Here is a 25,048-nt window from a genome sequence, read left to right as displayed (position 1 = left end):
CTTAACCCGAGAGGTCAATTACAGGATGATGGCAACGCGGGACAAAACCGACCTTGATCAGAGTTGCAGCGTCGCTGATATTGATATCTGAACTAAACGGTCGAACCAAGTGTCGAGCATTATACACAAAATTAATGAACACTGGGGGTGGACCGGCCTGAACGCTACAGAAATTGTCGGGCGCAATGAATTCGGTAACTTCCTAGTTTTGGACCAAAATCAAGCCGTTTGGCGTATTTGCCCGGAAGAGCTAGATTGCGCAATGGTGGCAGAGAACTCGCAAGACTATCTCCAACTTATTGAAGATGAAGACTTTCAGGTGGATTGGAATATGTCCAACCTGGTCAAATTGGCCTGTCAGAATTTGGGTAGCTTAAAGGAAGGCTATGCTTACTATTTGGTTATTCCGGGTGTGCTTGGCGGCGAGTATGATGCGTCAAACATTCGGAGCGTGCCCATAGAGGAATTGATAGAACATTCCGGCGATTGGGCACTGGCGATCAGAGATTTGCCCGATGGGGCACAAATTGAATTACGCTTAATTGATTGACTTGCGGTGCACAGTTTGGACTGTTTGCAGTGCGCGCAGAGTGTACTGCAGGGTGAAGCAAGGGGCTCACCTTGACTGACGTTCGATCATCTTCGGCAAGTTGAAAAAACCTGTGTGAAGGACAACTTTCCCCCTTGCGGAACGGGCCGTCTCTTTATAGATGACGCTTCACGAATTGGCGCGCGGGCGTAGCTCAGGGGTAGAGCATAACCTTGCCAAGGTTAGGGTCGTGAGTTCGAATCTCATCGCCCGCTCCATTCGAAAGCAAAAAGGCCAGTCGTTGCGACCGGCCTTTTGCATTTTATCCATCGATATCAAGCGCTGCATGATCGACGGGCTGCGCGCCATAGGACGGGGCGGGCAGATCGGCGAAGATGCGCATTGGTGTGTACGCCTCCATCTGCGCCGGATAAGGCATGTCGCCGAACACAGGCCCGACGGCCAGAAACGGCATATCATCAAAGACGACGCGCGGCGTGTACACCGGGACTTCGGCCGGATAGGGCATGTCGTTGATATAGGCCGGGGCAGGCTGATCGCCGTCGGCAATCGCCGCGGAACCAAGGACACACGTCACAACGATGGCGGCGAGAGGGATAAATTTGGTCACGATAAACTCCTTACCAATTAACGGGCATGACGGTCGAAAAGGCCGTTGCCTTGGCGTCATATTGGCAAGTGATCCGGCGCAAATTAGGGCGCGGCCTCGTTGAAATCGTGACTGGTGATCCCCCATGCATAAAGAATTGTTAACAGTTCGGATTGTTTTGCCGAACCGCTGACAATGTACCCGTTTGCCGACAATCTGGCCTTATTGCAGCGCCAAACTGGCATCAGCACTTCTACTGATGCGTGCAAACTGCGGAGCAGAAATCGTGCGTGACGTGGGCCTGCGCACGAAATGTGGCAAGGTGGTCTTGTCCTTTTCCGTCAGAATGAGGATCTCATCCGCGTCCGGCTTTGCGATTGCGGCAGCCAAGGCCGCCATTGGATCGGATTTGCGGGGCGCATCGTCCGCGATCAGTTCCGGCATCGCATCATCCAATGCAGCCTCGGCCAGATCGGCCGCCTGATGTCGGGCCACGCGCACCGCCGCCTGATCCACGTTTTCGATGGCCGCGATGGCCAGCTTGCCCAGGACATCGCCGCTGATGTCGCACCCCGCCATGGCATAAAGCGACGGGATCAGATCGTAGAGTTCCCCCATATCCCCGCCCTGCAGGTCGGTCATCAGGATCGTGCTGATGTAAGGGTGGCGCAATTCACCCAGCAACGCCACGGCATGGGTCAGCCGCCCGTGGATCGTTTCGTCAAGCACCAGCAGATCGATCGGCTCTGCCGCCAGAACCGCCCGCGCATAGCGCTGGCTTTCGACGCAGACGACCTGAAACCCCTTATCCATCAGCACCTGGGCGGTTTCCGTCGCCTTATCGGCCTGTTCACGCATGATCATCGCTTTCATCGCGGGTCCTTTCGCTGCTGTCTTCACGATCGATAAACCGTAACCCTTAAATATTGCTGAAAATGCACGGGGCCTTGGCCCCCCTCCCCGATCGCCCTATAGAGCGGTGACGTAACGAGGGATCAGACCATGCGGACAGCCACGATCAGCCGCAAAACCGCCGAGACGGATATCACCGTCACCATCGACCTAGATGGGACCGGGGTTTACGACAATCAGACAGGGGTCGGTTTCTTCGACCACATGCTGGATCAGCTGTCGCGCCACGCGCTGATTGACATGACCGTGCGTGCGAAAGGTGACCTGCATATCGATGACCACCACACGGTCGAGGATGTGGGCATCGTTCTTGGTCAGGCGCTGACCGCGGCATTGGGCGACAAACGTGGCATCCGCCGCTATGGCGCGTGCGATCTGGCGATGGACGACGCGCAGGTCCGCTGTGCGCTCGACCTGTCGGGCAGGCCCTATCTGATCTGCAATCTGGACCTGCCCTTCGGCAAGATCGGCACCTTCGATACCGAGCTGGTGCGCGAATTCTTTCAGGCGCTGAGCACCCACGGCGGCATCACGTTGCATATCGATAAACTGCATGGCTTCAACGCCCACCACATCGCCGAGGCGGCGTTCAAAGCTGTCGCCCGCGCGCTGCGCGAGGCGGTCGAGACCGACCCGCGCAAGGCCGATGCGATCCCGTCGACCAAGGGTAGCTTATGATCACGGCGCTGGTCGATTACGACAGCGGCAACCTGCACTCGGCCCAGAAGGCGTTTGAACGTATGACGGCCGAGGTCGGGGCGGGCGACATCGTCGTGACGTCCGCCCCCGAAGTCGTGGCCAAAGCCGACCGCGTCGTGCTGCCGGGTGACGGGGCGTTTCCGCATTGCCGGGCGGAGTTGTTTGCCCGCTCTGGCTTGGCAGAGGCGATTGTGGAGGCGGTCACCGTCAAGGCGCGTCCGTTCTTTGGCATTTGCGTCGGCATGCAGATGTTGGCGACGACGGGCCATGAATACGAGGAAACGCCCGGGTTCGACTGGATCGCCGGTGACATCCGGCGGATCGCTCCGACGGACCCGGCGTTGAAGGTGCCGCATATGGGGTGGAACGACCTGGTCATCGACCACCCGCACCCCGTTCTGGATGGGATAAGCACCGGAGAACATGCGTATTTTGTCCACTCCTATGCGATGGATGTCGCCAACCCGGCCGAGCGCTTGGCCCATGTGGATTACGGGGGCGACGTCACCGCGATCGTGGGGCGCGACACGATCATCGGCACCCAGTTCCACCCGGAAAAGAGCCAAGCCGCGGGGTTGCGGATGATCGGGAATTTCCTGCGTTGGTCACCCTGATCCGGGCCTGCGTTATTGCATAACAAACGGGTCTGAAACGTGATCGGAAAACCATCGGAATTCTATCGGAATTCCATCGGACCCCGCCGCGCGTCGCTGCCGGGGTTTGTTAACGAACAGACTGGCCGATAGACGCGACCGCAAAGATCGCAGAGAGGAGCAGAAACCATGATCACACGTCGTCTGACACTTATCGGATTACTGGCAGGCCTCGCCGCCTGCGGACGCAGCGAGCCAGAACCGCGGCAAGCATCCCGCGCCATTCCGCTTTATCCCAACGAAACACCCGAACTACGTGCCCTGATCAACAGATACGCCGACGTGCATGGCATTCCGGTGACCCTGCTGCACAAAGTGATCATCCGCGAAAGCACCCACAACCCCGCCGCCCGGAACGGTCCCTATTACGGGCTGATGCAAATCCTGCCCGAAACGGCGCGCACGATGGGCTATCGCGGATCGCCCGAGGGGCTGCTCGACGCGGAAACGAACCTGATCTATGCGGGCCGGTATCTGCGGGGGGCATGGCTCGTCTCGGACGGGGATGAGGATACGGCGGTCGGCTGGTATGCACGTGGATATTATTACGAAGCCAAGCGGCGGGGGTTGTTGGTCGAAACGGGTTTGCGGGCGGGGTGAGTAGACCCCCAACCCTCGCATACCCATTGACTTGGATTCCAACTAAGGCTGAAAAATGCATCTGGGACGACGCGCCATCACATGGGTGATGACATTCACGTTGTTGGTAGCCACCTATGCCCTTGGCACGTGGTTGGAAGGTTTGCATGGGTTCGGCCCACCTTATGAATATTTTTGGCTTGGCCGCGGACTGAATGCCGTGGCATCCGTGGGTGCCGTGATATGGACCGCTGCCCTGCTGCGGGTCGCGACAATACGCTGTTCCGGTTGAGCTGAGATTATCTGGTAATTCCGCCAGGCGAGGTCACCGATAATAGGCTTCGGGCGGACGCGGCACCAACTGCGTACCGATCCGTTCCTTGACAACAAAGCGAAGATGCAGGCTTTCTGCATGCGTCAAGAGGTGCCGAAGCCAGAGGCCGCACATGATCAAATCATCCACGATCATCCAAACAACAGTTGGGCTTTTTTGCCTCGTGTTTCCGAACATGGGCGCGGCGCAAGCGGCCGACGCCTGCCGAAACGGCAGTACAGTGTTGATGCACTGCACATTCGACGATGGGGCAAAGCAAGTGGCGCTTTGCCGATCCGATGATATCGTTTCCTATGCGTTCGGCGCTGATCTGGACAGGCCAGAATTATCGCTGTCCTCCACGATAAGCGATCTTCAGGCCGTGCCGTTCAATCGGGTGAGCGGCAGCTATTTCGAACAAATAAGATTTTACAATGGCGATACATCTTATGAGGTATCCGCTGCGGTGTTTTCCTACGGCAATAAAAACGAAACTGTCCGCATTGCCGAGGGCAGAATAAGAGTAAACTCACCCGGTGGACGCGGCGCAATGCTTGCCTGCGATGGCGGTTCCGTCACGCCGGACACACCGCGCAACGGGATCGGACAGATCGCCAGCGTCGCCACGGCAGGAGGGATAGACCTGCTGTCCAACTGTGTAAACGACAACCCCGACCCGCAATCCTGTCTTGGCATTGTGCAAGCCGCCGACATACGGGACCACCATTGTAAGGTGGGGCAGGATTGGACCGATTGCTGGGCACATGAAAGCATGGTTTGGCAGGCTATTTTGAATGAAAGCGAAGCAAGCGCCATTGCGGCAATCACGAACAACCAAGGCGATGCCGGTGACACCGCAATATCCTACGCCCAAGGCATCTGGCGTGAAAGCCACCAGTTGGACTGCGCACTGAGCGGCACGCTCCCCTTCGCTGCGGACGGTGGGATGGCCCGCTGCATTGCTGAGCGCAATGCCGAACGGATAGGCTTTTTGCGGTCGGCTGTGGCTTTTGATGAATTCGACGGGTAACGCGCCCTACCAAGACGGTTCCGGTCATCATCGCTAGCCCGGTGGGCGCGCACTTGTACCGTCATTCAGGGCCATTCGACGCTTACCCCGATCCGCCAAAAGACCACTGACATAGTCGAAATCCATACCGCAACGTTCGGTGAGATGACCACACGGGTCACCACTATGATCGGGGTCGTGCACTCTGTGCTGGCATCCAAATCCCACTGCGTTACCATCCCGTCGAACAACCCAGCAGGAGACCACCCATGCGCGCCCTCCCCGCCACTCTCGCCATCGTCACGGCCAGCACAGCCACCGCCGAAAACCGGATCGACATCGTGCGCCCCGACGCGCCGGAACACGCTGCGTTCGGGGACCACAAGATCGGCGTGCAGACGATGACCTTTACCAACCCCGACCAGATCGACGTGGTGAACACCGGGGCAGACGGTGAGATCGCGCGATATGATCGCGCACTGACCGTGGAAATCTGGTACCCGGCCACCGACGATACCGCACCGGGCGGGACCTATACGACATTCCTGCGGGACGGCGAAACCGAGGCGACGCTGACCGGCCAAGCCGCCCGCGACGCAAATCCCGACACGTCCGAAACCTACCCGCTCGTCATTATTTCGCACGGCTATCCTGGCAATCGGCACCTGATGTCACCCTTGGGCGAAAACCTCGCCTCCAAGGGATATGTCGTGGCCTCGATCGACCATCCGGACAGCACATATGACGACCAGACGGCCTTTGGCTCGACCCTGGTGAACCGACCGTGGGACCAGCGGTTCGTGATCGACAGCGTGACGGCGCTGGACGGCGATCTGGGGCAGATCATCCAGGCCGATAACGTGGCCATCATCGGCTATTCCATGGGCGGCTATGGCGCGCTGATCTACGCGGGCGCTGGCGTGACGCGGGCGTCGACCGCATACGAATGGGGCGCACCGCAGGGGCTGTTGGAGCGGAACATGATGGGTACCGACAGCCATGCGGCGCTGAAGGATGACCGGGTGAAAGCCTTTGTCGCCTTCGGCCCCTGGGGGAACAACACGGGGTTCTGGGATGCCGATGGCTGGGCGGGGATCGACAAACCGCTGATGCTGATCGCGGGGGGCATCGACGACGTGTCGATCTATGACGATATCCGGGGCATCTTTGATGACACGGTGAACACGACCCGGCACCTGCTGACCTTTGACAACGCCAACCACAATGCGGGCGCCCCCATGCCCGCGCCTACCGAAAGCTATGCCGTGTCGGAGACGCTTGGCTGGGCCCCGTTCGAGCACTATGCAGATCCCGTCTGGGACAATGTGCGGATGAACAATATCAGCCAGCACTTTATCAGCGCCTATCTGGACCTGCATTTGAAGAGGGATACGGACAAGGCGGCCTATTTCGACCTTGTCCCCGTCGCGCAGGATGGTGTGTGGGCGGTGGATGACAACGGGAACGAAACGGACGAGCACACCTATTGGGAAGGCTTCCCCAACCGCAGCGCCGCGGGGCTGCGGTTCGAGACGAAGGCGGCGGGGGAGTAGCGCCTTAGACCATCTCGTCGAACCGGGCGAGCCAGGCGTTTTGGGCGGCCCACATCTTTTCGTCCGAATAATTGGTCGCCTCGGGGCCGTAGTAGGCAACATGCGGCGCCCGCCCGCCATCGATATGCAGACGCGCCGGGCGTAGCGCGCGGGCCACGTCGCCGTAATGCGGCAGGATCACGCCTTCGGCCAGGTTACCCATCTGCGGCGTCTCGCCCGCCTGGATGAGCAGCCCCGCGTCACCGTAAGGCGCGGTTTCGATCCCCGGGCGGGTGAGGGTGTCCAGCACACCATCACGCCCGCCGCAAAGCTCCAGCAAGTCGCCACGGATGGCGGTCAGCCAGTTGACCGCGCTCATACGGAAACGGGTGTGCTGAGACATGTTGAACGCGCTACCGAACAGAAGGCCGGGGTGGTTGTCGGTGATGGGGAGGAGTGTTTCCAGCTCTTTCTGCTTTTGCTGCAAGATGGCAGCCAAAGGCGTGGCCATACACAAACCGCCAACAGCGGATAGCGGTTGCAATATCTGGCAGAGGTCGCTGAACAGCTTTTGGGTAAATTTTGGACGAGCCAAGTCATCAATAACGGTGAGCGGTATGTTGAGTTGAAAAATATTCGCTTCGTCCAACTCCGCATGGGACTCCTTTTCGAGGACACGATCATAGTACCACTGTAAAAATTGAACAGGAGGTGCCATGCCATCCTTCCGACCAACCCAATATTTTCCGCCAAATGCACCGTTGTAATGCGTTTCATTGTTAGTCATGAAATTGGCTAAACGATCGGTTAACGAGGGCGCAGTCTCGCCCTTTTTGGAGTTTCGCGCATAAGGATCTTCGAAAACCCAATGCTCATAGATTTCTCTTGGAAACTCCGTCGCAACACGTTGCTCAGCCTCGACCATCCGCGGCGGCGTGGAATAGTTACCGTCAGCTGGCATGAAAAACATCATCGAAAAGCAAATACGCCCGACAACATATTCTGATTTGCCATGCATCACTGTCGGCGCGATGGCCTCCAGCACTTCGGACGGATTGAAATCCATTTCACCCATATCAAGGCCCTCCGCCATAGATCGCCCGCCACCGTTGCGCTGATGCCGCTGCTGCTGCCTGTCGCCGGGTCGCTGTCCAACCGACCGCAGAAAAGGCGCGTGAGAAGGCGGCAAGAGCGCCGGCGCCAGACGCGGTTTCACCCGCAGGGCCGTCTAAGGGCACAAGCGCAAGAGCGGCAGCTCCGACCATCGCCACAGTTCCCAATGCACCCCATCCAAGCCGTTCCAGCGCGGAGCGGTCGTTTTCCCGCGCACTTTGAGAGGCAATCGCCAAGGCAACTTGTCCTCGCGTTTCGTCATCGTTCGAACAATCGCATTCCTGCGTATCCAAAACCAGTGGGTCTCGCCCACCGCCTATCCGCTTGTAAGCCAGCTCCTGCTGTGCGCCCATCGTATCCCCACCAAACTTAAAATCCACGATCCGAAAGATGTTCGGCCCAACGGGCGGCGAACTGGGGTCGCGCACGATTGTGACGTCGGGCCTGCGTGCGTTGCCTGCCTCATACGGCCCTCCCCCGTCCTGTTCGATCCGGTTCTTGATGTGGGCGATCCCGCCCGGGTTCCACGGAATGCTCTCGGTCGTCAGCCCGCCGAACAGGCCCTTTTCCATCAGCGGGGTCGGCGGATTTGTGCGCATGTTATAGCTGACCTCGGGCTTGAACCGGCTGTCATGGCCCATGAATCCCTCTGCCGCCGACAAGGTGCGATCCGCACAGGTCTGATACTGGTTGCGCCCGGAACCGCTCGCTGCCGGGATCGCGTTCGTATCGCAGCAACGCAGGACCGAACAAAGCATCCGTTTATCCGCCGCCTCCAACGCCCGATTTCGGGCCTCACCCGTCGCACCGCGGCAAATCCGGGCGAGGTTGTCGTCGAAATCGGCAAGTTCACAGAAACGTCCGGCATCTGTCATTTCCTGATAGGCGGCCAGGCCCGGTCCCAGCGTTTCTTCACAAACGCTCATGGCGTCCACCTCCCCTCAGCCGTCTTGTTTTTCAGATAGGTCCAGTAATGCAGCGGGGCGGTGTCGAGCAATTTTTGCATGATATCCTTATCCGCTTCGGTAAATTGATCCAGATATTGGCAGAACGACGGGACTGTGATCAGGCTGCCACCCGCATGAAGGCAAGCGAGCGGGTATTGCACGACATCCTTCTTGGTCCAGAACCCGATATCCAAAGCCTCTGTATGCCAACGGCGCGCCAGATCCCGCTCTGCCGCGTCCTGACAGCGGTCCATGGATTGCAGCGCTTCTTCCATAAAGGCGGGATTATCGCGATGCCAGCGCCGCGCCTGCTGCCGCATCTGCCGGTTGGTGAAGACAAGGGAACCAGTTGTACGCTTTGGCGTTGGCGATGCGGGTGGGGGTCTTAACTGCTACATCATTGCCTTTACGCTGTCGTCGCTTGCGCTACTTTAGGGCGACCGCACACGCTTGACGAGCGGAAATGGGAACCGCACTTCCCCACCTTGCCGGGCACCGGCTCGTCCGGCACACTGCCATCATGTCTTCGATGAAATCGTATCTGCGCCTGCTACCCATTTTCGCCACGCTTTGGGCAGGCCCCCTGCCCGCGCAGGACCGTCAATTCGGGGACATCCTCTATGACCCGCCGCAAGGCTGGGACGAAGGGCGGGAAAAGGACGGCGTCAAGATCTTCCTTTCTGACCTGCCGGGCGATCGTTGCGAATTCTGCTACGTCTTCCTCAGCACCTCACAGCCCGATACCGGCACGTTGGGCCGGTTCCTGATCGACAACCTGACCCTGTTCGAAGACCCTGAGGATCGGGATGATTTTGAAGCGCTCGGCGCCGCCGATGCCATCGAAATGGCCGGACGCCCCGCCCTGATGCGTGGTTATCGTTTCGACGGTCGCAAGCTCTATATCCTGATCGCCGTCGATCTGGGCGACCGCAAAACCCTGCTGGGCTTTCGCGGGTCTTTCTCGGACGAGGACGAGTTGCGCGAGATCAGCGATACCTTCTCCGGTGAGATCATCCCGTTCTTCGACGGCCTGACCTTTGTCGGCGGAACGGACGATCAGCTCCTCCCCGTCGCCACAGCCGGAGAGATGTCGGGGGTCTGGTGGGGCTGGCGGCAGGTCGTCGGCATCGGGCTTGACGGTATGACGCGGATCGACATCGATCATGAAATACTGGTGTTCTACCCCGATGGTCACGTGTATCGGGGCACGCCGCCCGGTGGCGTCGACACAATCGACCGCAATTCCATGATGGACGCCTTCGATCCCGATTTCGGTATCTATACCCAGAATGGCAGGCGGCGCATCGATATCACCTATGCCGACGGACGCCGCGAAGAGCTGACCTGGAACCGATCCGAACGGGCATGGAGCGATGGCACGATCGACTATCGCGAAGTGACCCCCGTCGCGGATGGCACGCCGCTCGACGGTGGGCTTTACGATTTCAACTATACCGGCTTCACCCCGGGCAGCGGGATCGAAGGCGGTATCGCCAGTTCGTCCGAGACGACGTTCCGCCCCGACGGCACCTTCACCGGCGACAGCTTTGGCTCGGTCAGTGGGAATTTCGATGGCGGTGGTTTCACTTTCAGCGACGGTGACGCACAAAGCGGGACCTATGTGATCGAAAACGGGCTTCTGATCATGACCGACCGGCGCGGAGAGACCTCCGCCGAGATCATCTTTGACACCGGCGACGGCATCCTGATCGGCGACCAGTTTCTGGATACGGAGTGATCAAAGCACTCCTCCTCACCCTGCTGACGGCCGCGCCGGCATATGCGCAGACCAGCAGCGATATCTGCGGGGTCGGCCCGACGCCTGATATCGGATGCGACGCCGTGCGCGCCCGCACCATCGTCGACGCGGCCCAACCACCATGGCACGTCATCGGCCGCGTCAATTTTGCCAGTATCGACGTGCGCAGCCATTGCACCGGCACGTTGATCGCCGACGATATCGTCGTGACGGCGGCCCATTGCCTGTTCAACCGCGCCCGAAAACGCTGGATACCGGCCGAAAGCATTCGTTTCGTCGTGGGTTACCAGCGCGGGACGCATCAAGGTGCGGCGAACGCGCTTTATTACACCCTTCCCGGCGATCAGGACCCGACCAGTAATTCTCTCAGCCCAAGCCGCGCCAGCGATTGGGCGCTTTTGGTTCTGGATCAACCGCTAAGGGCGGTCCATCAAACCCATAGTGAAGAGATCGGGCCCGAACCCCGCATCGCGGGCTATCCCGGGATCAGACCGCATGTGCTGTCGGTGGCCGAAAACTGCACACCGTCCGGCGAGGGTGCCGATATCATGGTCCTCAACGATTGCCCCATCATGCAGGGCGATTCCGGCGCGCCGCTGGTCACTATGATCGATGGCCAGATGATCGTCCTTGGCATCGTCTCGGCGGTCCGTAGCGATGGCGGCAATATTCAGACGCTGATCATCCCCGCCGAAAACTGGACCACCGCCCTCGACATGCTGCAGCGTTAGCGCCTTTGCACATTGCCCGAACCCGACCCACCTGCCATTATGGTGCAAACCAAAAGAAATGAGCAGCAGCCATGGCCGATGATCTCTTCCCCGGGGATTCACCCGACGACTACAACGCGGATTCCATCGAAGTTCTCGAAGGGCTCGAACCCGTCCGCAAACGACCGGGCATGTATATCGGCGGCACCGATGAACGCGCCCTGCACCACCTCGTGGCCGAGGTGCTGGACAATTCCATGGACGAGGCCGTCGCAGGCCACGCCAACCGGATCGAGGTCGATCTGCATGCTGACCATTCCATCACGATCAAGGATAACGGGCGCGGCATCCCCATCGACCCTCACCCCAAGTTTCCTGACAAGAGCGCGCTCGAGGTGATCCTCTGCACGCTGCATGCAGGTGGCAAGTTCAGCGGCAAGGCCTACCAGACCTCCGGCGGCCTGCACGGTGTCGGGGCATCCGTGGTCAACGCGCTGTCCGACAGCATGGTCGTGCAGGTCGCGCGGAACAAAGAGCTTTACGAACAGCGCTTTTCCCGCGGCGTCCCCCTTGGCCCGGTGCAGAAACTCGGGCCGACCCAGAACCGGCGCGGCACCACGACGACGTTCCACGCGGACCCCGACATCTTTGGCCACCACAAATTCAAACCCGCGCGCCTGTTCAAATCCATCCGGTCCAAGGCCTACCTGTTCAGTGGCGTCGAAATCCGCTGGAAATCCGAAATCGGCGATGGGGAAACGCCGACCGAGGCGACCTTCCACTTCCCCGGCGGTCTTTCCGACTATCTGAAAGAAACACTCGGCACCGCCACGACCTATGCCGACAAACCCTTCTCCGGCACCGTCGATTTCAACGAAAAATATGGTGAGCCGGGCAAGGTCGAATGGGCGATCAACTGGACGCCCGTGCGCGATGGTTTCATCCAGTCCTACTGCAACACGGTACCCACGCCCGAAGGCGGGACGCATGTCACAGGCTTCTGGTCGGCGATCCTCAAAGGGATCAAAAGCTATGGTGAATTGTCAGGAAACAAGAAGTCGGCGCAGATTACACGTGATGATTTGATGTCGGGCGGTTGCGCGCTGGTCAGCTGTTTCATCCGTGACCCCGCCTTTGTAGGCCAGACCAAAGACCGGCTATCGACCGAGGCGGCGGCAAAAATGACCGAAGGTGCCGTGCGCGACCATTTCGACAACTGGCTGGCGAACGACACGAAATCCGCCGGTGCCATCCTCGATTTCCTCGTGCTGCGGGCCGAGGAACGGCTGCGCCGCAAGCAGGAAAAGGAAACCGCCCGCAAGAGTGCCACCAAGAAACTGCGCCTGCCCGGCAAACTGACCGACTGCACGTCCAAGGACCGAGCGGGGACCGAGCTGTTCATTGTCGAGGGTGATTCAGCGGGCGGCTCTGGCAAGGGCGCGCGCAACCGAGAAAATCAGGCGCTATTGCCGCTCAAAGGCAAGATCCTGAACGTGCTGGGCGCCGCATCCAACAAGCTGTCGTCCAACGCCGAAATCAACGACCTCTGCGAGGCGCTGGGTGTCGGCATGGGCACCCGGTTCAACGTCGATGACCTGCGCTATGACAAGATCATTATCATGACCGACGCGGACGTGGACGGCGCCCATATCGCCTCGCTCCTGATGACGTTCTTCTTCACCCAAATGCGGCCCCTGATCGACCAGGGCCACCTCTACCTGGCCTGCCCGCCCCTCTACCGGCTGACGCAAGGGGCGCGGCGGGTTTATGTCGCCGACGACGCGGAAAAAGAGGCCGTTCTGGCCAAGGGCCTGGGCGGCAAAGGCAAAATCGACGTGCAGCGCTTCAAGGGCCTGGGCGAAATGGACGCCAAGGACCTGAAAGAGACCACCATGGACCCCAAAACCCGCAAACTGATCCGGGTGACCGTGCATGACGATGAGCCGGGGGATACAGCCGATCTGGTCGAGCGTCTGATGGGGAAGAAGCCCGAATTGCGGTTCCAGTATATTCAGGAGAACGCGCGGTTTGTGGAGGAGTTGGATGTTTGAGCCCCATGTCCCTTAACTAAATGTTGAGGTTTTGTTCGGAATTTGTTCTATATAGCGCTTAATCAAGGGGACTCGGCATGACACACGAAGCATCACAGGATCTGTCGAATTTTCTGGATAGCCAGCGCTTCGCAACTGTCATGGCAGACCCACCTTGGCGCTTCACCAACAGAACCGGCAAGGTCGCGCCGGAACACAAGCGTCTGGCGCGCTATCCGACGATGGAGTTGCAGGACATATGCGATTTACCCGTCGCCGAGCATCTGAAAGATACGGCACATTGCTATCTTTGGGTCCCAAATGCACTGCTACCTCAAGGATTGCAGGTTCTTTCTGCCTGGGGCTTCGAATACAAATCCAACATCATCTGGCATAAGGTCAGAAAGGATGGTGGATCCGACGGGCGTGGCGTCGGGTTTTACTTCCGCAACGTGACAGAAATCATCCTGTTCGGCGTGCGCGGCAAGAACGCGCGGACGCTCGCTGCCGGTCGACGCCAAGTCAACCTATTCGGGACCCGGAAACGGGAACATTCGCGGAAACCGGACGAGCAGTACGACATCATCGAATCCTGCAGCTGGGGCCCCTATCTTGAGCTTTTCGGTCGTGGAAAAAGGGAAAACTGGACCGTCTGGGGCAATCAGGCAGATGATGATTACAAGCCGACCTGGGATACCTACAAGCACAACTCGGGCGTCGCTGCGGAATGACCGAAACGGACGGTGACGTCTCCGAAGGCAAGGTTGCAGACAGCCCGGACACCGTGGATCGGATATTTCCGGCAGAGATTCGCAAAAAGTTCGAGATTGTCAGCTACCGAAACGCCGCGACAATTCTGCAATCTAGTTTTCCAGATCAATTCGCAGATATCCTCTCGGCGCTGCAGCAGTTCCAGATTTCGACAGCAATGATCCGCGAACCAGGAGGCAGCAAAGGCCAGATCGCAAAATACGTGGATGACTTGTTCGCCGAAGGCTGGGACGAAGCACGCATCGTTGCCGATCTGCATGTCCGGCTGATCCACGCCAAGCAGAAGTCGAACATCCTCCGAGAGTACATCCGCGAAGGATTCCTTGACGGGCATCGCATCGACTTCGTGAATGGCAAAGTTGCGCTGGATCTTGAATGGAATAGTAAAGATCAAACCTACGATCGCGATCTTTATGCGTTCTCCGCGTTTTATGACGCCGGCGCGATCGACGTTGGGATTATCCTTACAAGGGGCAATTCACTCGACAATACGTTCTTTCGTAGCTTGGGAAAGGTTCTCAAGAAGGACGGAACCGAGGGCACCGAGGATGTCTACAAGAAGTTTGGCGCATCAACGACATGGATGGGCAAATTGCTCTATCGGCTGGACGCGGGGCGAAACGGCGGATGTCCCGTTTTGGCAATCGGGATCAAACCAAGCTGCGTCATGGATTGGTCAAGAAGTAACTGACATATTGCCTGTGGGAAAAAAAACCCGCCCTACTGCGCGTCAAACGTGTGTACACATTCTGTACGCCTGCTGCACCCATTGCTCACACCCCCATCCGCCCTACCTCCCCCACATGCGCCATCTCATCCTCACCCTCGCCACCCTCGCGACCCCTGCCGCCGCCCAACAGATCGAAACCGACCTCGAACTTGTCCTGCTGGCCGACGCCTCAGGCTCTATCGACGCGGACGAACTCGCCTTCCAGCGCCAATCCTACGCCACCGCGATCACCGATCCGGCGGTCGTCTCGGCGATCCGGAACACGCTCTACGGCTCTATCGCGGTCACTTACGTGGAATGGGCCACGAACCAGGCCACGGTCGTCGATTGGACGATCATCGCGGACGCAGAGAGCGCCGCAGCCTTCGCTGACGCCTTGATCGGGCCGCCCCGGCAAGCGGGTGGGCGGAATGCGATCGGGTCGGCCCTGCTTTATGGGATGGAGCAGATCAATGGCAACGATATCAAAGGCTTCCGCCGCGTGATCGACTTTTCGGGGGATAGTATGGGAAACAGTTTTGGCCCGCCGGTCAGCCAAGCCCGCGACACGGTCGTCGCTGATGGCATCACGATCAACGCCCTGCCGATCCTGCGCGGCGGACAGATCGGATTTGACCTGCCGACGGCCTATGAACAGAACATAATCGGCGGTCCGAACGCATTCGTCATCCCCGCAGAAAGCGGCCCCGCATTCACTGAGGCCGTCAAACGCAAGCTGATCCTCGAGATCGCGGGACGAACGCCCACGACCCAGATCGCTGCGCGTTAGCCGAGGCTCAGGTTCCCGATCGCCGCGCGGATTACGCTGTCGGTATCATCGCTGTCGCCCGACACGGCCAGACCGACCAAGGCCCCCGGCTGCCCGCCAAAGGCACGCGCATAATCCGCAGCCAGATCAACACGTTCGCTATGCGATCCGGTCCCGGCCTGACGCAGCGCGACGGTCACACCTTGCCCGCTGGGGCCATAAGGTGACGGTATCACCTGCCCGCGCGAATGGTTTCCGCCCCAGGCATATTGGATGATGCGCACGTCATCATTGCCCAACAGACTACGAATATTGGCGCCTTGCAGGCTGGGGGCCACGCTTTCAGGGACGAAGACGAAATAGAGCGAGATATTGCGGTCGTCCCCACCCTTTTGGGCGAGGTTCGTCGCGGGCACCGACTGTTCGACCGTCCAGCTCCATGATGCGCTGCGGCTGCCCCAATCGGCCTGACCAACCCGGGTCCAGGCGATGGACACCGAGCCGTTGGACACCATGCTCAGGTTGTTGCCAAAGCTGTAATCGTTGGAACTGAACAATGACAGGCGCTGTTCCTGCCAGCCATTGGCAAAGCTGACAGGCCCGGCGGCGGCGGGCAGCGCGATGGCGGTGGCAAGGGCGGCGTTGAGCAAAAGACGCATTGGGGGCTCCTATCGTTGGTGCGTTTGATCATAGGACCTACCGCACCCTATCCATAAGGAAACCCACGCTTTCGTTTTTCACGCCATTGTCAGGGGGCGTTACTGCTGAATGCCTTCCAAGTACTCGGTCAGGGCCAGCAGCCGCTCTGGCACCGGCGTGCCCAATCCGTCCCGTTCGACGATGATCGTATCGCCCATGTCACCGGCCCCGAATTCGGGCATTGCATTGCTGAAATGGACCCCGCGATCCAGCCCGTCGATCGTGCTCATGACCTGATCGCGCGGGAAGGTGCCGCCGTTGCGGGCGCTGATCGTCGTCAGGTCAGGCGGGGTCGTGGCCAGCGCGCGCGCATCAGGTCCATTGCCTGTGCCATCCGCCCCGTGACACCCGGCGCAATCGGCGATGAAGGCCTTGCGACCGTCGATCGGTTCCTCGGCGACGCAGCCCGCCATAGCCATCGTGGCCAAAATGATGAAATACCGCATGCTCTGCCTCCTGTTTTGGCTAGAGTATAGCGAATGTGGCCGAGAATCGTTTGATCTGGATCAGCCGCATGTGAATAACAGCGAAGGATCGCCCATGCCCCACCACATTCTGATCATGCTCAGCGCGGGTATCGGCATTCCGATCCTTGCCGCCCTGAACGCGGCGCTGGGGCGGTACATCGGGTCACCAGCGGTGGCCGCGACCGTATTGTTCGTCGTGGCGTTTGCTGTCGCGGCGATTGTGGCTTTGATCACCAGTCCAGCGGCAGTGACCAAGCTGGCCGGCGCCCCGCGCCATCTGTTTCTGGCAGGTGCGCTGATCGCCTTTTACGTTTTGTCCATCACGTGGATCGCGCCGACGATGGGTGTGGGCAATGCGGTGTTTTTCGTGCTGCTGGGTCAGCTGATTTCCGCCGCGGCGATTGATCATTTCGGGCTGTTCACCGCGCAGCAAACGCCCCTGTCAATGACCCGTGCTGCGGGGATTGCCCTGATGGCGGCGGGGATTTTCGTCACGCAGAGAGTGTGAGGACCTTTTCCCAAAGCGTATCGGGCACGTCGACCTCTGTCATGACTTGTCGGTTAGCGCCGGGGATGCGCGCACCGTCTTGTTCTGCAACGGCCTGCGCCACGCGCGCAAAGCGGTCGGCAAAGCCGTCGTGATAGGTGCCGGCATCCATCATGATGTAGAACTGCCCAAGGCCATGAGGCGGCCCGTCTGGCAATTTCAGCCCACCCACATCCAGCGAATTCACCGATCCGGTCATGCCTGCCGCCAGTAATTCCGCCATCAGGCCGAAACCCCACCCCTTGTAACCGCCTGCGCTGACCAATGCGCCATTCAAGGCCGCGTCAGGGTCGGTGGTTGGCTGTCCGTCGGCGTCGACGGCCCAGCCAAGCGGGATAGCTTCGCCTGCTGCCTTGGCCATCGTGATCTTGCCCAGCGCCACGGCAGAGGTGGAGAAATCGAAGTGCATCGCCAACCCGTCCTCGCCCGGCACCGACATCGCGATGGGATTGGTCCCGATCACCGCCTTGTTTCCGCCCGGCGGGGCGACGACGGGGGACGCATTTGTGAACCCGATCCCGATCAGCCCCTCACCCGCGATCTGTTCGGTGAAATAGCCGAGCGAGGTGCAGGTATGCGCATGCGCGACTGCCAGCGTCGCGACGCCGTTGGTGCAGGCCGACTTCGTGGCTGCGTGCAGCGCGACCTCGAACGCATATTGCGCGAAACCGTATCGTGCGTCCGACAAGACGGAGCCTGGCCTTGGGCGGCTGACCACAGGATCGACCAGACCCTTCACCCGGCCGGATGTCAGCTGTAGGCAATAGCTTTCCAGATAGTAGAGGCCACAGATGACATTTCCCAACGCCTCGGCCCGTGCGACGGCCTTGGCCACTGACCGGGCCTGCCGCTTGCCCGCACCATGGCCTGTCAGCGCCGCGAAACTGCGTTCCTCGATCTCGGTGAGCGCAACTTTCATGCGGCCTCCAGTGCGCCGCCGGTGAGGCGTACCTGGCGATCCATCCGGGCGGCGAGTTCAAGGTTATGGGTCGCGATCACCGCGGCAAGCCCTTTGTCCCGTACCAGCGCCATTAGCGCATCGAACACGCGGTCGGATGTTTCGGGGTCAAGGTTACCGGTTGGTTCATCCGCCAAAAGAAGCGACGGTTCATTCGCCAGCGCACGGCAAAACGCGACCCGCTGCTGTTCGCCACCGGACAGCGCTGCGGGCCTGTGCGTGGCGCGCTCGGCGACACCGACCCGGCCCAGCAGGTCCAGCGCCCGCGCCTCGGCGTCCTTGTCCGGCACGCCATTCGCCAGCTGCGGCAGCACGATGTTTTCGAGCGCAGTGAATTCCGGCAGCAGATGGTGGAACTGATAGATGAACCCGACGGTCGCCCGCCTGACGGCGGTGCGACGGCGGTCCGACAGATTGGTCATGTCTTCACCGCGGATCGTCACGGTGCCCTGATCCGGGGTGTCCAAGAGGCCCGCGATATGCAGCAAGGTCGACTTGCCCGCCCCCGATGGTGCGACCAGCGCAACAATCTCGCCCGGTTGCACGGTCAATGACGCCCCCTGCAACACCTGCACCTCGTTGGGCAGGCCGTGGTTGTAGGCTTTCGTAAGGCCGCTGATGTCAAGCGTCGGATCACTCATAACGCAACGCCTCCACCGGGTTCATCCGTGCGGCACGACGCGCTGGAAAGATCGTGATGATCCATGACAGACCCAGCGACAATGACACCGCTTTCAACACATCGGTCAGGTGCAATTCGGCAGGGACATTGTAGATGCCCCGGATCGACGGATCCCACACGCCACCGCCAGAGACGTAGTTCACAAGGCTGAAAATCTGGTCGATGTAGATCGCGAAAAAACAGCCCAAAACCACGCCCAGCAAGGTCCCCAAGGTCCCGATCCCCGCACCGCAGATAAAGAACACACGCAGGATCGACCCTTCGGTCAGCCCCATCGTGCGCAGGATGCCCACATCGCGGCCCTTGTTCTTTACCAGCATGATCAGGCCGCTGATGATGTTCATGGACGCGACCAGCACGAGGATCGACAGGATGATGAACATCACGTTGTCCTCGATCGTCAGCGCGCGCAGGAACCGGCCGACGCGATCCTGCCAGCTATAGGCCCACATGTCGGGACCGGCGGCGTTGGCGATGTCCTGTTTCAGCTCTTCGGAGCGGTTGATGTCATCAAGCCGCACCTCAAGCTCATCGGCCGTTCCATCGCGGTTGAAGATCAACTGCGCGGTTTCGAACGGCAGATAGGCGCGTACCTCATCAATCTGGAACCGCCCGGTCGAGAAGATGAAGACCACGTCATAGACGTTTCGCCGCATCGACTGCCCGAACGGCGTATTCGCCCCCGACCGGATGGTAATTTCAACCTTGTCGCCGATCGTCAGGCCGAGATTGTTCGCAAGCGCAGATCCCAACGCGATCCCGTTCGGCAGATCGTCGATATTGCCGATCGTGCGTTCGCTATCGACAATCGCCTCGGACGATTTCAGGTCCTCCAGTCGGATGCCATAGATATCGGCAAGCGCGACGCGGCCGCCTGCCCCGGCCATCGACTGACCGCGGATCAAGGGCGAGACGCTGACGACCCCGTCGACCAGCGCGATCTGTTCGGCGATGCCCTCGAAGTCCGCGATCGTCTCACGCGGGCGCACGACCGAAACATGGGCATTCGCCCCCACGATCGTATCTATGAACTCGGCCCGGAAGCCGGACCGGACGGCCAAAGTTGCGATCAGCGCGAAAACGGCCAGCGTGACCCCGATCAGACTGATCCAGGTCATCGTGCTGACCCCGCCTTCGGCCCGTTTGGCACGAATATAGCGCCAGGCGATGATCCATTCGAACCTGGAAAACGGGGCGGTGGTTTGCACCTTGGCCATGAAAGCTCCTATGGGCGGTTTGCGCGCAAAGTGGGTTGAAGGGGTGACAGCGTCAAGCGGCTAAATACAGGGTGAGAGAGCGACGTCAGGTGCCATGATGGTCGCGTGTATCAGAAACACGCCCCCAGCTCGTCCCGGTACAGAATGTAGCGTGTGGCCTCACTGCCCGCCTCGACAAGATATGTCTCGATCCCCTCACCACCGCAGCCCTCGCCCGATATCCGGATCCCGGGCGTTTCGATCGTCATGGCTTCATCATCGAACTCAATGACATCAAAGTAACCGCCGTCGCATTCTACGCCGAATTGAAGAGGGCTGCTGAAGTTTGCTGCCGTCTCAGAGACATACGCCCCGCCATTGCCATCGCGCGCCGCGCTGCCCTGATTTGCCAGTAGCACTTTGACATCGGCCAAAAGGACGCCGTCATGCGGGCCGAAGATAATGCTGATGCGATCAACAATCTGCTCTGGGTTCTGCGCAAGGTGCGCCTCGGAATAGTCCCTGACATAGCAACCCGATGGCACATCCTGCGCATCCAGCGGAGTAGCTACACTCACCGCGATGGACAGAACTTTGAGACATCTCATCACACACACTCCTCGCGCAGAACCGGGCCACACCCTTTCAGGTCGCCAGACTACCGTTGAACCCCGGCAAGCCGTGGCCGTTTTGGTTCATTATCGGACACCAGCGTCGGACGCGCGACGGGTGGATCGGTACGCATCGCCGGCTCACGGCGCTTCTGCGTCTTTGTTGGCGTGCGCCGCATCCATCGGATCGGCGCCGTGATCACGCTCAACACCACTGCCAAAACCAACCATCCCCCCAGAAACCCGGCACCAGCCGCCGTGACCCCGGCGGTACTGACCGGCACAGCCGGGACGAAATCCGCCCAGACATCCTGCACCGTGGGGCCATCCGCCATACGATGCGGCAGGACCAAAAGCTGCAGTGGAGAGGCCTCCCGCAGGATTGTCAGGTTCTCGCTCAACCTTGCATGCCGGGCAAAGACACGGCGCATATCCGCCTGTCGCCCGTCCAAAAGGGGCGTCCCGGTCATCTGCTCCAACGCTTGTTCCCGTCCCAGACCGGCCTCAAGCGCGGTTGTATCGAATTCCTTGACCACAAGGGTCAAGGCCTCTGCCTGCCCCGCCAACCGCTGCAGGTATTGCTGCGAAAACTCGGGAAACTGCGAAAGCCCCGCCGCCCCGGTCAGGCCCCCGATCAGACAAAGCGCACGGATCATGCCCGCGCCCCTATTGCTATTGTGGTCATCTGCTGCCTCGTTTTTTTTTGCAAGCTAGCAGATTCATCCACCAAGGTTAATCGCTAAGCGACATCAGGCGTTATCACGTAGCCAATCGATCACATTCCGCGCATCCTGATCAGGCGGGAAGACGGGATAGAATACCTGTTCGATCACACCATCCCGCGCGATCATCGTCAGCCGTTTGAGCAGCTTTTGCCCATCAGCCTCGAACCGCGGCAGCTCCATTGCGTCACCAAAGGCGCCGTCAGCATCCGACAACAGCGGAAACGGCAGATGCAGCCGCCCTGCAGCCTCTTTCTGATAGCCGGTGTCCTGCACCGACAGACCGTAGAGCGACTGCACCTCGAATTCCTGCATCTCGGCAAAGTGGTCACGAAAAGCACAGGATTGCGGCGTGCAACCGCGCGCACCGGGGATGTCATCCCATCCATCGGGCAAATCGCGGTCGGGGCGACCTGTCATGGGGTAGACGTAGACGACGGCCAGACCACGCATGGTCGACAGGTTCACCGACCCACCGTCAGTCGATGGTAAATCGACGTCTGCCAAAGCCATCCCTTCAAGATGGTCGGCACCACCGTCGTCGGACGGTGACGGGATCAGCGACCAGTCGACATCGGTAAGGCTCATGCGACGCCCTGATAAATCTCGGCAATACGCGCGACCGCCTGTTCAGGCGGCAATTCCTCGCTTTCACCTGTCCGGCGGCTCGTCAACTCGACGACACCATTCTTGAGGCCCCGTGGCCCGACGGTAATCCGCCAAGGCAGCCCGATCATGTCCATCGTCCCAAACTTGGCCCCTGCCCGCTCATCCCGATCATCATACAGCGGCTCAAGCCCCAGGGCGCTCAGGCTGTCATAGAGCTTGTCACATTCCGCATCCGCCGCCTCATCCCCCTGCTTGAGGTTCACGATCCCGCAATGGAACGGCGTCACACCTTCGGGCCAGATGATCCCCTTGTCGTCATGCGACGCCTCGATGATCGCGCCTACCAACCGGCTGACGCCGATCCCATGCGATCCCATATGCAGCGGCACCTGCTTGCCGTCTTCATTCTGGACAATGGCGCCCATCTTCTCGGAATACTCGGTTCCGAAATAGAAGATCTGACCAACCTCGATCCCCCGCGCAGACCGGCGCCGATCCTCCGGCACCTCGTTGAACAGCGCCTCATCATGGGTCTCATCCGTGCGGGCATAGCGTGACGTGAATTCGTCCATGACCGCCTGACAGGCGGTGTAATCGTCCACATCGACCGCGCGATCGCCAAACGTCAGATCGGTGATGGCGCTGTCATAGAAGACCTCGGATTCACCCGTATCTGCCAGCACCAGAAACTCATGCGTGTAATCCCCGCCAATCGGGCCGGAATCCGCGCGCATGGGGATCGCTTGCAGACCCATCCGCTCATATGTGCGCAGATAGCTGACCAAATGGCGGTTATAGGCGTGCAATGCCGCCTCTTTCGACAGGTCGAAGTTATAGCCGTCTTTCATATAGAACTCGCGGCCCCGCATGACCCCGAACCTTGGACGGCGTTCGTCGCGAAACTTCCATTGGATATGATACAGCGTCAGCGGCAGATCGCGGTAGCTTTTGACATAGGCCGCCACGATCTCGGTGATCATCTCTTCGTTGGTCGGGCCATACAGCATCTCGCGCCCATGCCGGTCATGAAAGCGCAGCATTTCAGGGCCGTAGGAATTGTGCCGGCCCGATTGCTTCCACAGATCGCCCGACTGAATGGTCGGCATCAGCATCGGCAGATGGCCGACCCGCTGCTGCTCTTCATGCACGATCTGCTCCAACCGCTTGAGCACCTTGAACCCCAGCGGCAGCCAGGAATAAATCCCGGCGCTCGACTGGCGGATCATCCCCGCCTGCAACATGTAACGGTGGCTGACGATCTGCGCCTCGCGCGGCGTTTCTTTCAGAACTGGCAGGAAATAGCGGCTCAGGCGCATCTTTTGACCCCAACTTCGGCTGTGTGAACAACCGTTTAGGGGGCACCGCCACGACGCGCAAGCGCGAGAGGTCAAAAAGCCCCGGCCGGGCCCATGAAACCCGGCCGAGACATGTTGGGGGGAGCGCCCTCTCACCAGCGCATCGCCCCGGGGGACACTTAGAACTTGAACCGTGCTCCGGCCAACAGGACGGTGACGTCGTCCAGATCACCGGCGCCGTCGACCTCATAATTACGCAGCCCGGCGTAAAGCTCGGTGCCGACCGCATCGATGTTCTGCACGGCAAGCAGACCATAAGAGGTGCTTTCGTCGTCAAGACCCAGCACATGTTCGTTCACGGCGTAATCGACGGCCAAGGCAGTCGTGCCCAGCGATGTCCAATCGGCCTGATATCCGGCTTTGACATAGCCAAAGGTGACATCGTCCGAGACGCCTTCGGTTTCCTGCACACCACCGGCCAGGGTCAGGCTGAACCCGCTGTCATGCAAAGCCGAGAACGAGCCGTTGACGATTTCCTGTTCTGCATCCGCGACGGTCTGGTTGGCGTAAGCCACCGCGCCAGCGACTTGTAAGGACCCGAACCTGCCTTTGTAGTTGGCGGCGATGTCATAGAACGTCTCATCCGCGTCTTCGCTATCGGCGCCCACCGATGCGGCAAAGCTGAGACCACCAAAGGACGGCGTGTCATAGCGCACGCGGTCACGGCGGCTGAGGCCATCCAGGTTGGTAAATGCTGCGCCAACGCTTGTGTCGGACAATGTGCCATCGGCATTGCGGAACAGAACGCCACCCGCTGCATCCTCGACGCCGGAATAGCCGACGACGGCGGTGCCCGAAAGATCAACCTCCGACGTGTTGTTGGACGCCGTATCGCCCTGACCAAAGGTCAGGCGGCCAAAGCTGTTGCCTTCGATGTAGCCTTCCAGCTTGCGCTCGGACAGGAAGTTTTCGCTGCTGGGATTTGGGTCATTCTGATTGACGTCAGCCGTCGAATTCGACTCCGCCTGGATTTCGATGTTGAAACCCGCGCGCCAGTCATCATTGATCGGCGCTTCGCCGGTCAGGCGAAAGCGGGTCGAAGAATTGTCATTGTCGACAAAAAACGTGTTGGTGTCGGTGCCGTCGTCGGCGAACAGAACGCCGCGGTTGACCTGACCGGACAGTTTCAGGCTTAGCCCCGTTCCGCCGCTTTCGACGGTTTCGGCAAAGGCAGGGGCGGTGGAAAGGGCCAGCAGGCTGGCGGTCACAAGATAGGTAATCTTCATAGGAATGCTCCGGTATTTGAGAGTGTGGCGACCGGGGGGATCAGGCCGCGCCGTTACCACTAAACATCGGTCATTGGCGGAAAACAGCCCAGCAGAAGACACAAGAGTGTGCAATTTAAAATATTGTTTTTGTTAACTTATTTCGGAAAATTGTAGGCAACACCCGGCATCGCTTCACGCCGTTGCACATCCTGCGGAATGTCTCGTGTCACCGCGTGATCCGCGCGTGATCACATGCAGTTTTGCAGATCGGCATCTTACCAAAAACAGGCTGGTTTTCTCAGCAAATGCGACGGTCGTCGCGCCGCAAGAGCGTGTCACAAAGAAATGTG

29 protein-coding genes and 1 tRNA gene are annotated in these 25,048 nt (G+C 59.7%); 15 read left to right on the top strand and 15 right to left on the bottom strand.

Features of this window, described 5'->3' with window-relative positions; genetic code table 11:
* Positions 1 to 109: 109 nt before the first annotated feature.
* Both V8J85_RS01090 and V8J85_RS01085 read left to right on the top strand, forming a co-directional pair.
* Complete coding sequence (locus tag V8J85_RS01090) at positions 110 to 550, top strand: T6SS immunity protein Tdi1 domain-containing protein (protein WP_339951364.1); 441 nt, start codon at positions 110 to 112, stop codon at positions 548 to 550.
* Positions 551 to 732: 182 nt separating this feature from the next.
* Positions 733 to 807: transfer RNA gene (locus V8J85_RS01085), tRNA-Gly, on the top strand.
* A gap of 44 nt (positions 808 to 851) precedes the next feature.
* Here the strand turns inward: V8J85_RS01085 and V8J85_RS01080 are convergent.
* Together V8J85_RS01080 and V8J85_RS01075 are read right to left on the bottom strand one after the other, a co-directional pair.
* Positions 852 to 1,160, bottom strand: coding sequence for a hypothetical protein (locus V8J85_RS01080; protein WP_339951362.1), 309 nt, complete (start codon positions 1,158 to 1,160; stop codon positions 852 to 854).
* A gap of 201 nt (positions 1,161 to 1,361) precedes the next feature.
* The gene (locus tag V8J85_RS01075) at positions 1,362 to 2,012 is read right to left on the bottom strand and encodes an imidazoleglycerol-phosphate dehydratase (protein WP_339951360.1); all 651 of its coding nucleotides are present in this window, start codon (positions 2,010 to 2,012) and stop codon (positions 1,362 to 1,364) included.
* A gap of 129 nt (positions 2,013 to 2,141) precedes the next feature.
* Between V8J85_RS01075 and hisB the strand changes: the two genes are divergently transcribed.
* From hisB to V8J85_RS01045, 6 genes are all read left to right on the top strand, one after another.
* Positions 2,142 to 2,729: an imidazoleglycerol-phosphate dehydratase HisB gene (hisB, locus tag V8J85_RS01070; protein ID WP_339951358.1), complete on the top strand. Its 588-nt coding sequence runs from the start codon at positions 2,142 to 2,144 to the stop codon at positions 2,727 to 2,729.
* Positions 2,726 to 3,364, top strand: a complete 639-nt coding sequence (hisH, locus tag V8J85_RS01065; protein ID WP_339951356.1) for an imidazole glycerol phosphate synthase subunit HisH — start codon at positions 2,726 to 2,728, stop codon at positions 3,362 to 3,364. Before hisB ends, hisH begins: the two co-directional genes overlap by 4 nt.
* 168 nt (positions 3,365 to 3,532) lie before the next feature.
* Complete coding sequence (locus tag V8J85_RS01060; protein ID WP_339951354.1) at positions 3,533 to 4,003, top strand: lytic transglycosylase domain-containing protein; 471 nt, start codon at positions 3,533 to 3,535, stop codon at positions 4,001 to 4,003.
* A 55-nt stretch (positions 4,004 to 4,058) separates the two neighbouring features.
* Positions 4,059 to 4,274, top strand: coding sequence for a hypothetical protein (locus V8J85_RS01055; protein ID WP_339951352.1), 216 nt, complete (start codon positions 4,059 to 4,061; stop codon positions 4,272 to 4,274).
* Positions 4,275 to 4,428: 154 nt separating this feature from the next.
* A complete protein-coding gene (locus V8J85_RS01050) occupies positions 4,429 to 5,325 on the top strand; it encodes a hypothetical protein (protein ID WP_339951350.1) in 897 nt (298 codons plus the stop codon).
* A 248-nt stretch (positions 5,326 to 5,573) separates the two neighbouring features.
* A complete protein-coding gene (locus V8J85_RS01045) occupies positions 5,574 to 6,857 on the top strand; it encodes an alpha/beta hydrolase family protein (RefSeq protein ID WP_339951348.1) in 1,284 nt (427 codons plus the stop codon).
* Between the two features lie 4 nt (positions 6,858 to 6,861).
* Here the strand turns inward: V8J85_RS01045 and V8J85_RS01040 are convergent, their stop codons facing one another.
* The 3 genes from V8J85_RS01040 to V8J85_RS01030 are packed head-to-tail and all read right to left on the bottom strand — an operon-like array spanning position 6,862 to position 9,216.
* On the bottom strand, positions 6,862 to 7,929 hold the full coding sequence (locus V8J85_RS01040; protein ID WP_339951346.1) for a type VI immunity family protein: 1,068 nt from the start codon (positions 7,927 to 7,929) through the stop codon (positions 6,862 to 6,864).
* Positions 7,913 to 8,875, bottom strand: a complete 963-nt coding sequence (locus tag V8J85_RS01035) for a hypothetical protein (protein WP_339951344.1) — start codon at positions 8,873 to 8,875, stop codon at positions 7,913 to 7,915. Before V8J85_RS01035 ends, V8J85_RS01040 begins: the two co-directional genes overlap by 17 nt.
* Positions 8,872 to 9,216 (bottom strand): hypothetical protein, encoded by a 345-nt coding sequence (locus V8J85_RS01030; protein ID WP_339951342.1) that lies wholly within the window; start codon positions 9,214 to 9,216, stop codon positions 8,872 to 8,874. The genes V8J85_RS01035 and V8J85_RS01030 overlap by 4 nt, the downstream gene beginning before the upstream one ends.
* A 200-nt stretch (positions 9,217 to 9,416) precedes the next feature.
* Here V8J85_RS01030 and V8J85_RS01025 point away from each other — a divergent pair, with 200 nt between their 5' ends.
* The 6 genes from V8J85_RS01025 to V8J85_RS01000 all read left to right on the top strand — a co-directional run bounded on the left by V8J85_RS01025 (position 9,417) and on the right by V8J85_RS01000 (position 15,665).
* The gene (locus V8J85_RS01025; RefSeq protein ID WP_339951340.1) at positions 9,417 to 10,634 is read left to right on the top strand and encodes a hypothetical protein; all 1,218 of its coding nucleotides are present in this window, start codon (positions 9,417 to 9,419) and stop codon (positions 10,632 to 10,634) included.
* The gene (locus V8J85_RS01020; RefSeq protein WP_339951338.1) at positions 10,631 to 11,386 is read left to right on the top strand and encodes a trypsin-like serine peptidase; all 756 of its coding nucleotides are present in this window, start codon (positions 10,631 to 10,633) and stop codon (positions 11,384 to 11,386) included. The genes V8J85_RS01025 and V8J85_RS01020 overlap by 4 nt, the downstream gene beginning before the upstream one ends.
* Before the next feature lie 71 nt (positions 11,387 to 11,457).
* Entirely contained in the window at positions 11,458 to 13,416 is a 1,959-nt protein-coding gene (gene parE, locus V8J85_RS01015) for a DNA topoisomerase IV subunit B (RefSeq protein WP_339951336.1), read from the top strand.
* Between the two features lie 77 nt (positions 13,417 to 13,493).
* Positions 13,494 to 14,126, top strand: coding sequence for an MT-A70 family methyltransferase (locus V8J85_RS01010; RefSeq protein WP_339951334.1), 633 nt, complete (start codon positions 13,494 to 13,496; stop codon positions 14,124 to 14,126).
* Entirely contained in the window at positions 14,123 to 14,857 is a 735-nt protein-coding gene (locus V8J85_RS01005) for a BglII/BstYI family type II restriction endonuclease (protein ID WP_339951332.1), read from the top strand. Before V8J85_RS01010 ends, V8J85_RS01005 begins: the two co-directional genes overlap by 4 nt.
* A gap of 112 nt (positions 14,858 to 14,969) precedes the next feature.
* Positions 14,970 to 15,665, top strand: a complete 696-nt coding sequence (locus V8J85_RS01000; protein WP_339951330.1) for a DUF1194 domain-containing protein — start codon at positions 14,970 to 14,972, stop codon at positions 15,663 to 15,665.
* Here V8J85_RS01000 and V8J85_RS00995 read toward each other — a convergent pair.
* Both V8J85_RS00995 and V8J85_RS00990 read right to left on the bottom strand, forming a co-directional pair.
* Entirely contained in the window at positions 15,662 to 16,303 is a 642-nt protein-coding gene (locus tag V8J85_RS00995; RefSeq protein WP_339951328.1) for a DUF3047 domain-containing protein, read from the bottom strand. The two genes, V8J85_RS01000 and V8J85_RS00995, sit on opposite strands and share 4 nt — an antisense overlap.
* A gap of 99 nt (positions 16,304 to 16,402) precedes the next feature.
* On the bottom strand, positions 16,403 to 16,789 hold the full coding sequence (locus V8J85_RS00990; RefSeq protein ID WP_339951327.1) for a c-type cytochrome: 387 nt from the start codon (positions 16,787 to 16,789) through the stop codon (positions 16,403 to 16,405).
* Between the two features lie 94 nt (positions 16,790 to 16,883).
* On the opposite strand from V8J85_RS00990, the gene V8J85_RS00985 reads away from it, so the two are divergent.
* Positions 16,884 to 17,318 (top strand): DMT family transporter, encoded by a 435-nt coding sequence (locus tag V8J85_RS00985; RefSeq protein ID WP_339951325.1) that lies wholly within the window; start codon positions 16,884 to 16,886, stop codon positions 17,316 to 17,318.
* Here the strand turns inward: V8J85_RS00985 and V8J85_RS00980 are convergent.
* The 8 genes from V8J85_RS00980 to V8J85_RS00945 all read right to left on the bottom strand — a co-directional run bounded on the left by V8J85_RS00980 (position 17,302) and on the right by V8J85_RS00945 (position 24,716).
* On the bottom strand, positions 17,302 to 18,276 hold the full coding sequence (locus tag V8J85_RS00980; RefSeq protein WP_339951323.1) for an Ldh family oxidoreductase: 975 nt from the start codon (positions 18,274 to 18,276) through the stop codon (positions 17,302 to 17,304). The genes V8J85_RS00985 and V8J85_RS00980 overlap by 17 nt on opposite strands.
* Positions 18,273 to 18,956, bottom strand: a complete 684-nt coding sequence (locus tag V8J85_RS00975; protein ID WP_339951321.1) for an ABC transporter ATP-binding protein — start codon at positions 18,954 to 18,956, stop codon at positions 18,273 to 18,275. The genes V8J85_RS00980 and V8J85_RS00975 overlap by 4 nt, the downstream gene beginning before the upstream one ends.
* A complete protein-coding gene (locus tag V8J85_RS00970; protein ID WP_339951319.1) occupies positions 18,949 to 20,214 on the bottom strand; it encodes an ABC transporter permease in 1,266 nt (421 codons plus the stop codon). The genes V8J85_RS00975 and V8J85_RS00970 overlap by 8 nt, the downstream gene beginning before the upstream one ends.
* Positions 20,215 to 20,324: 110 nt before the next feature.
* Complete coding sequence (locus V8J85_RS00965; protein ID WP_339951317.1) at positions 20,325 to 20,801, bottom strand: hypothetical protein; 477 nt, start codon at positions 20,799 to 20,801, stop codon at positions 20,325 to 20,327.
* A 50-nt stretch (positions 20,802 to 20,851) separates the two neighbouring features.
* Entirely contained in the window at positions 20,852 to 21,460 is a 609-nt protein-coding gene (locus V8J85_RS00960; protein ID WP_339951315.1) for a DUF2937 family protein, read from the bottom strand.
* 93 nt (positions 21,461 to 21,553) lie between these two features.
* Complete coding sequence (locus tag V8J85_RS00955; RefSeq protein ID WP_339951313.1) at positions 21,554 to 22,114, bottom strand: peroxiredoxin; 561 nt, start codon at positions 22,112 to 22,114, stop codon at positions 21,554 to 21,556.
* Positions 22,111 to 23,451, bottom strand: a complete 1,341-nt coding sequence (gene proS, locus V8J85_RS00950) for a proline--tRNA ligase (RefSeq protein WP_339951311.1) — start codon at positions 23,449 to 23,451, stop codon at positions 22,111 to 22,113. Before proS ends, V8J85_RS00955 begins: the two co-directional genes overlap by 4 nt.
* A 158-nt stretch (positions 23,452 to 23,609) precedes the next feature.
* On the bottom strand, positions 23,610 to 24,716 hold the full coding sequence (locus tag V8J85_RS00945) for a porin (RefSeq protein ID WP_339951308.1): 1,107 nt from the start codon (positions 24,714 to 24,716) through the stop codon (positions 23,610 to 23,612).
* Positions 24,717 to 25,048 lie beyond the last annotated feature (332 nt).

Origin of the sequence: Yoonia sp. 2307UL14-13 (assembly GCF_037572755.1) — a bacterium.
Taxonomy (GTDB): Bacteria; Pseudomonadota; Alphaproteobacteria; order Rhodobacterales; family Rhodobacteraceae; genus Yoonia.
The sequence above is the reverse complement of the archived record's forward strand: the minus strand, read 5'-3'. Positions and strand labels throughout refer to the sequence as shown.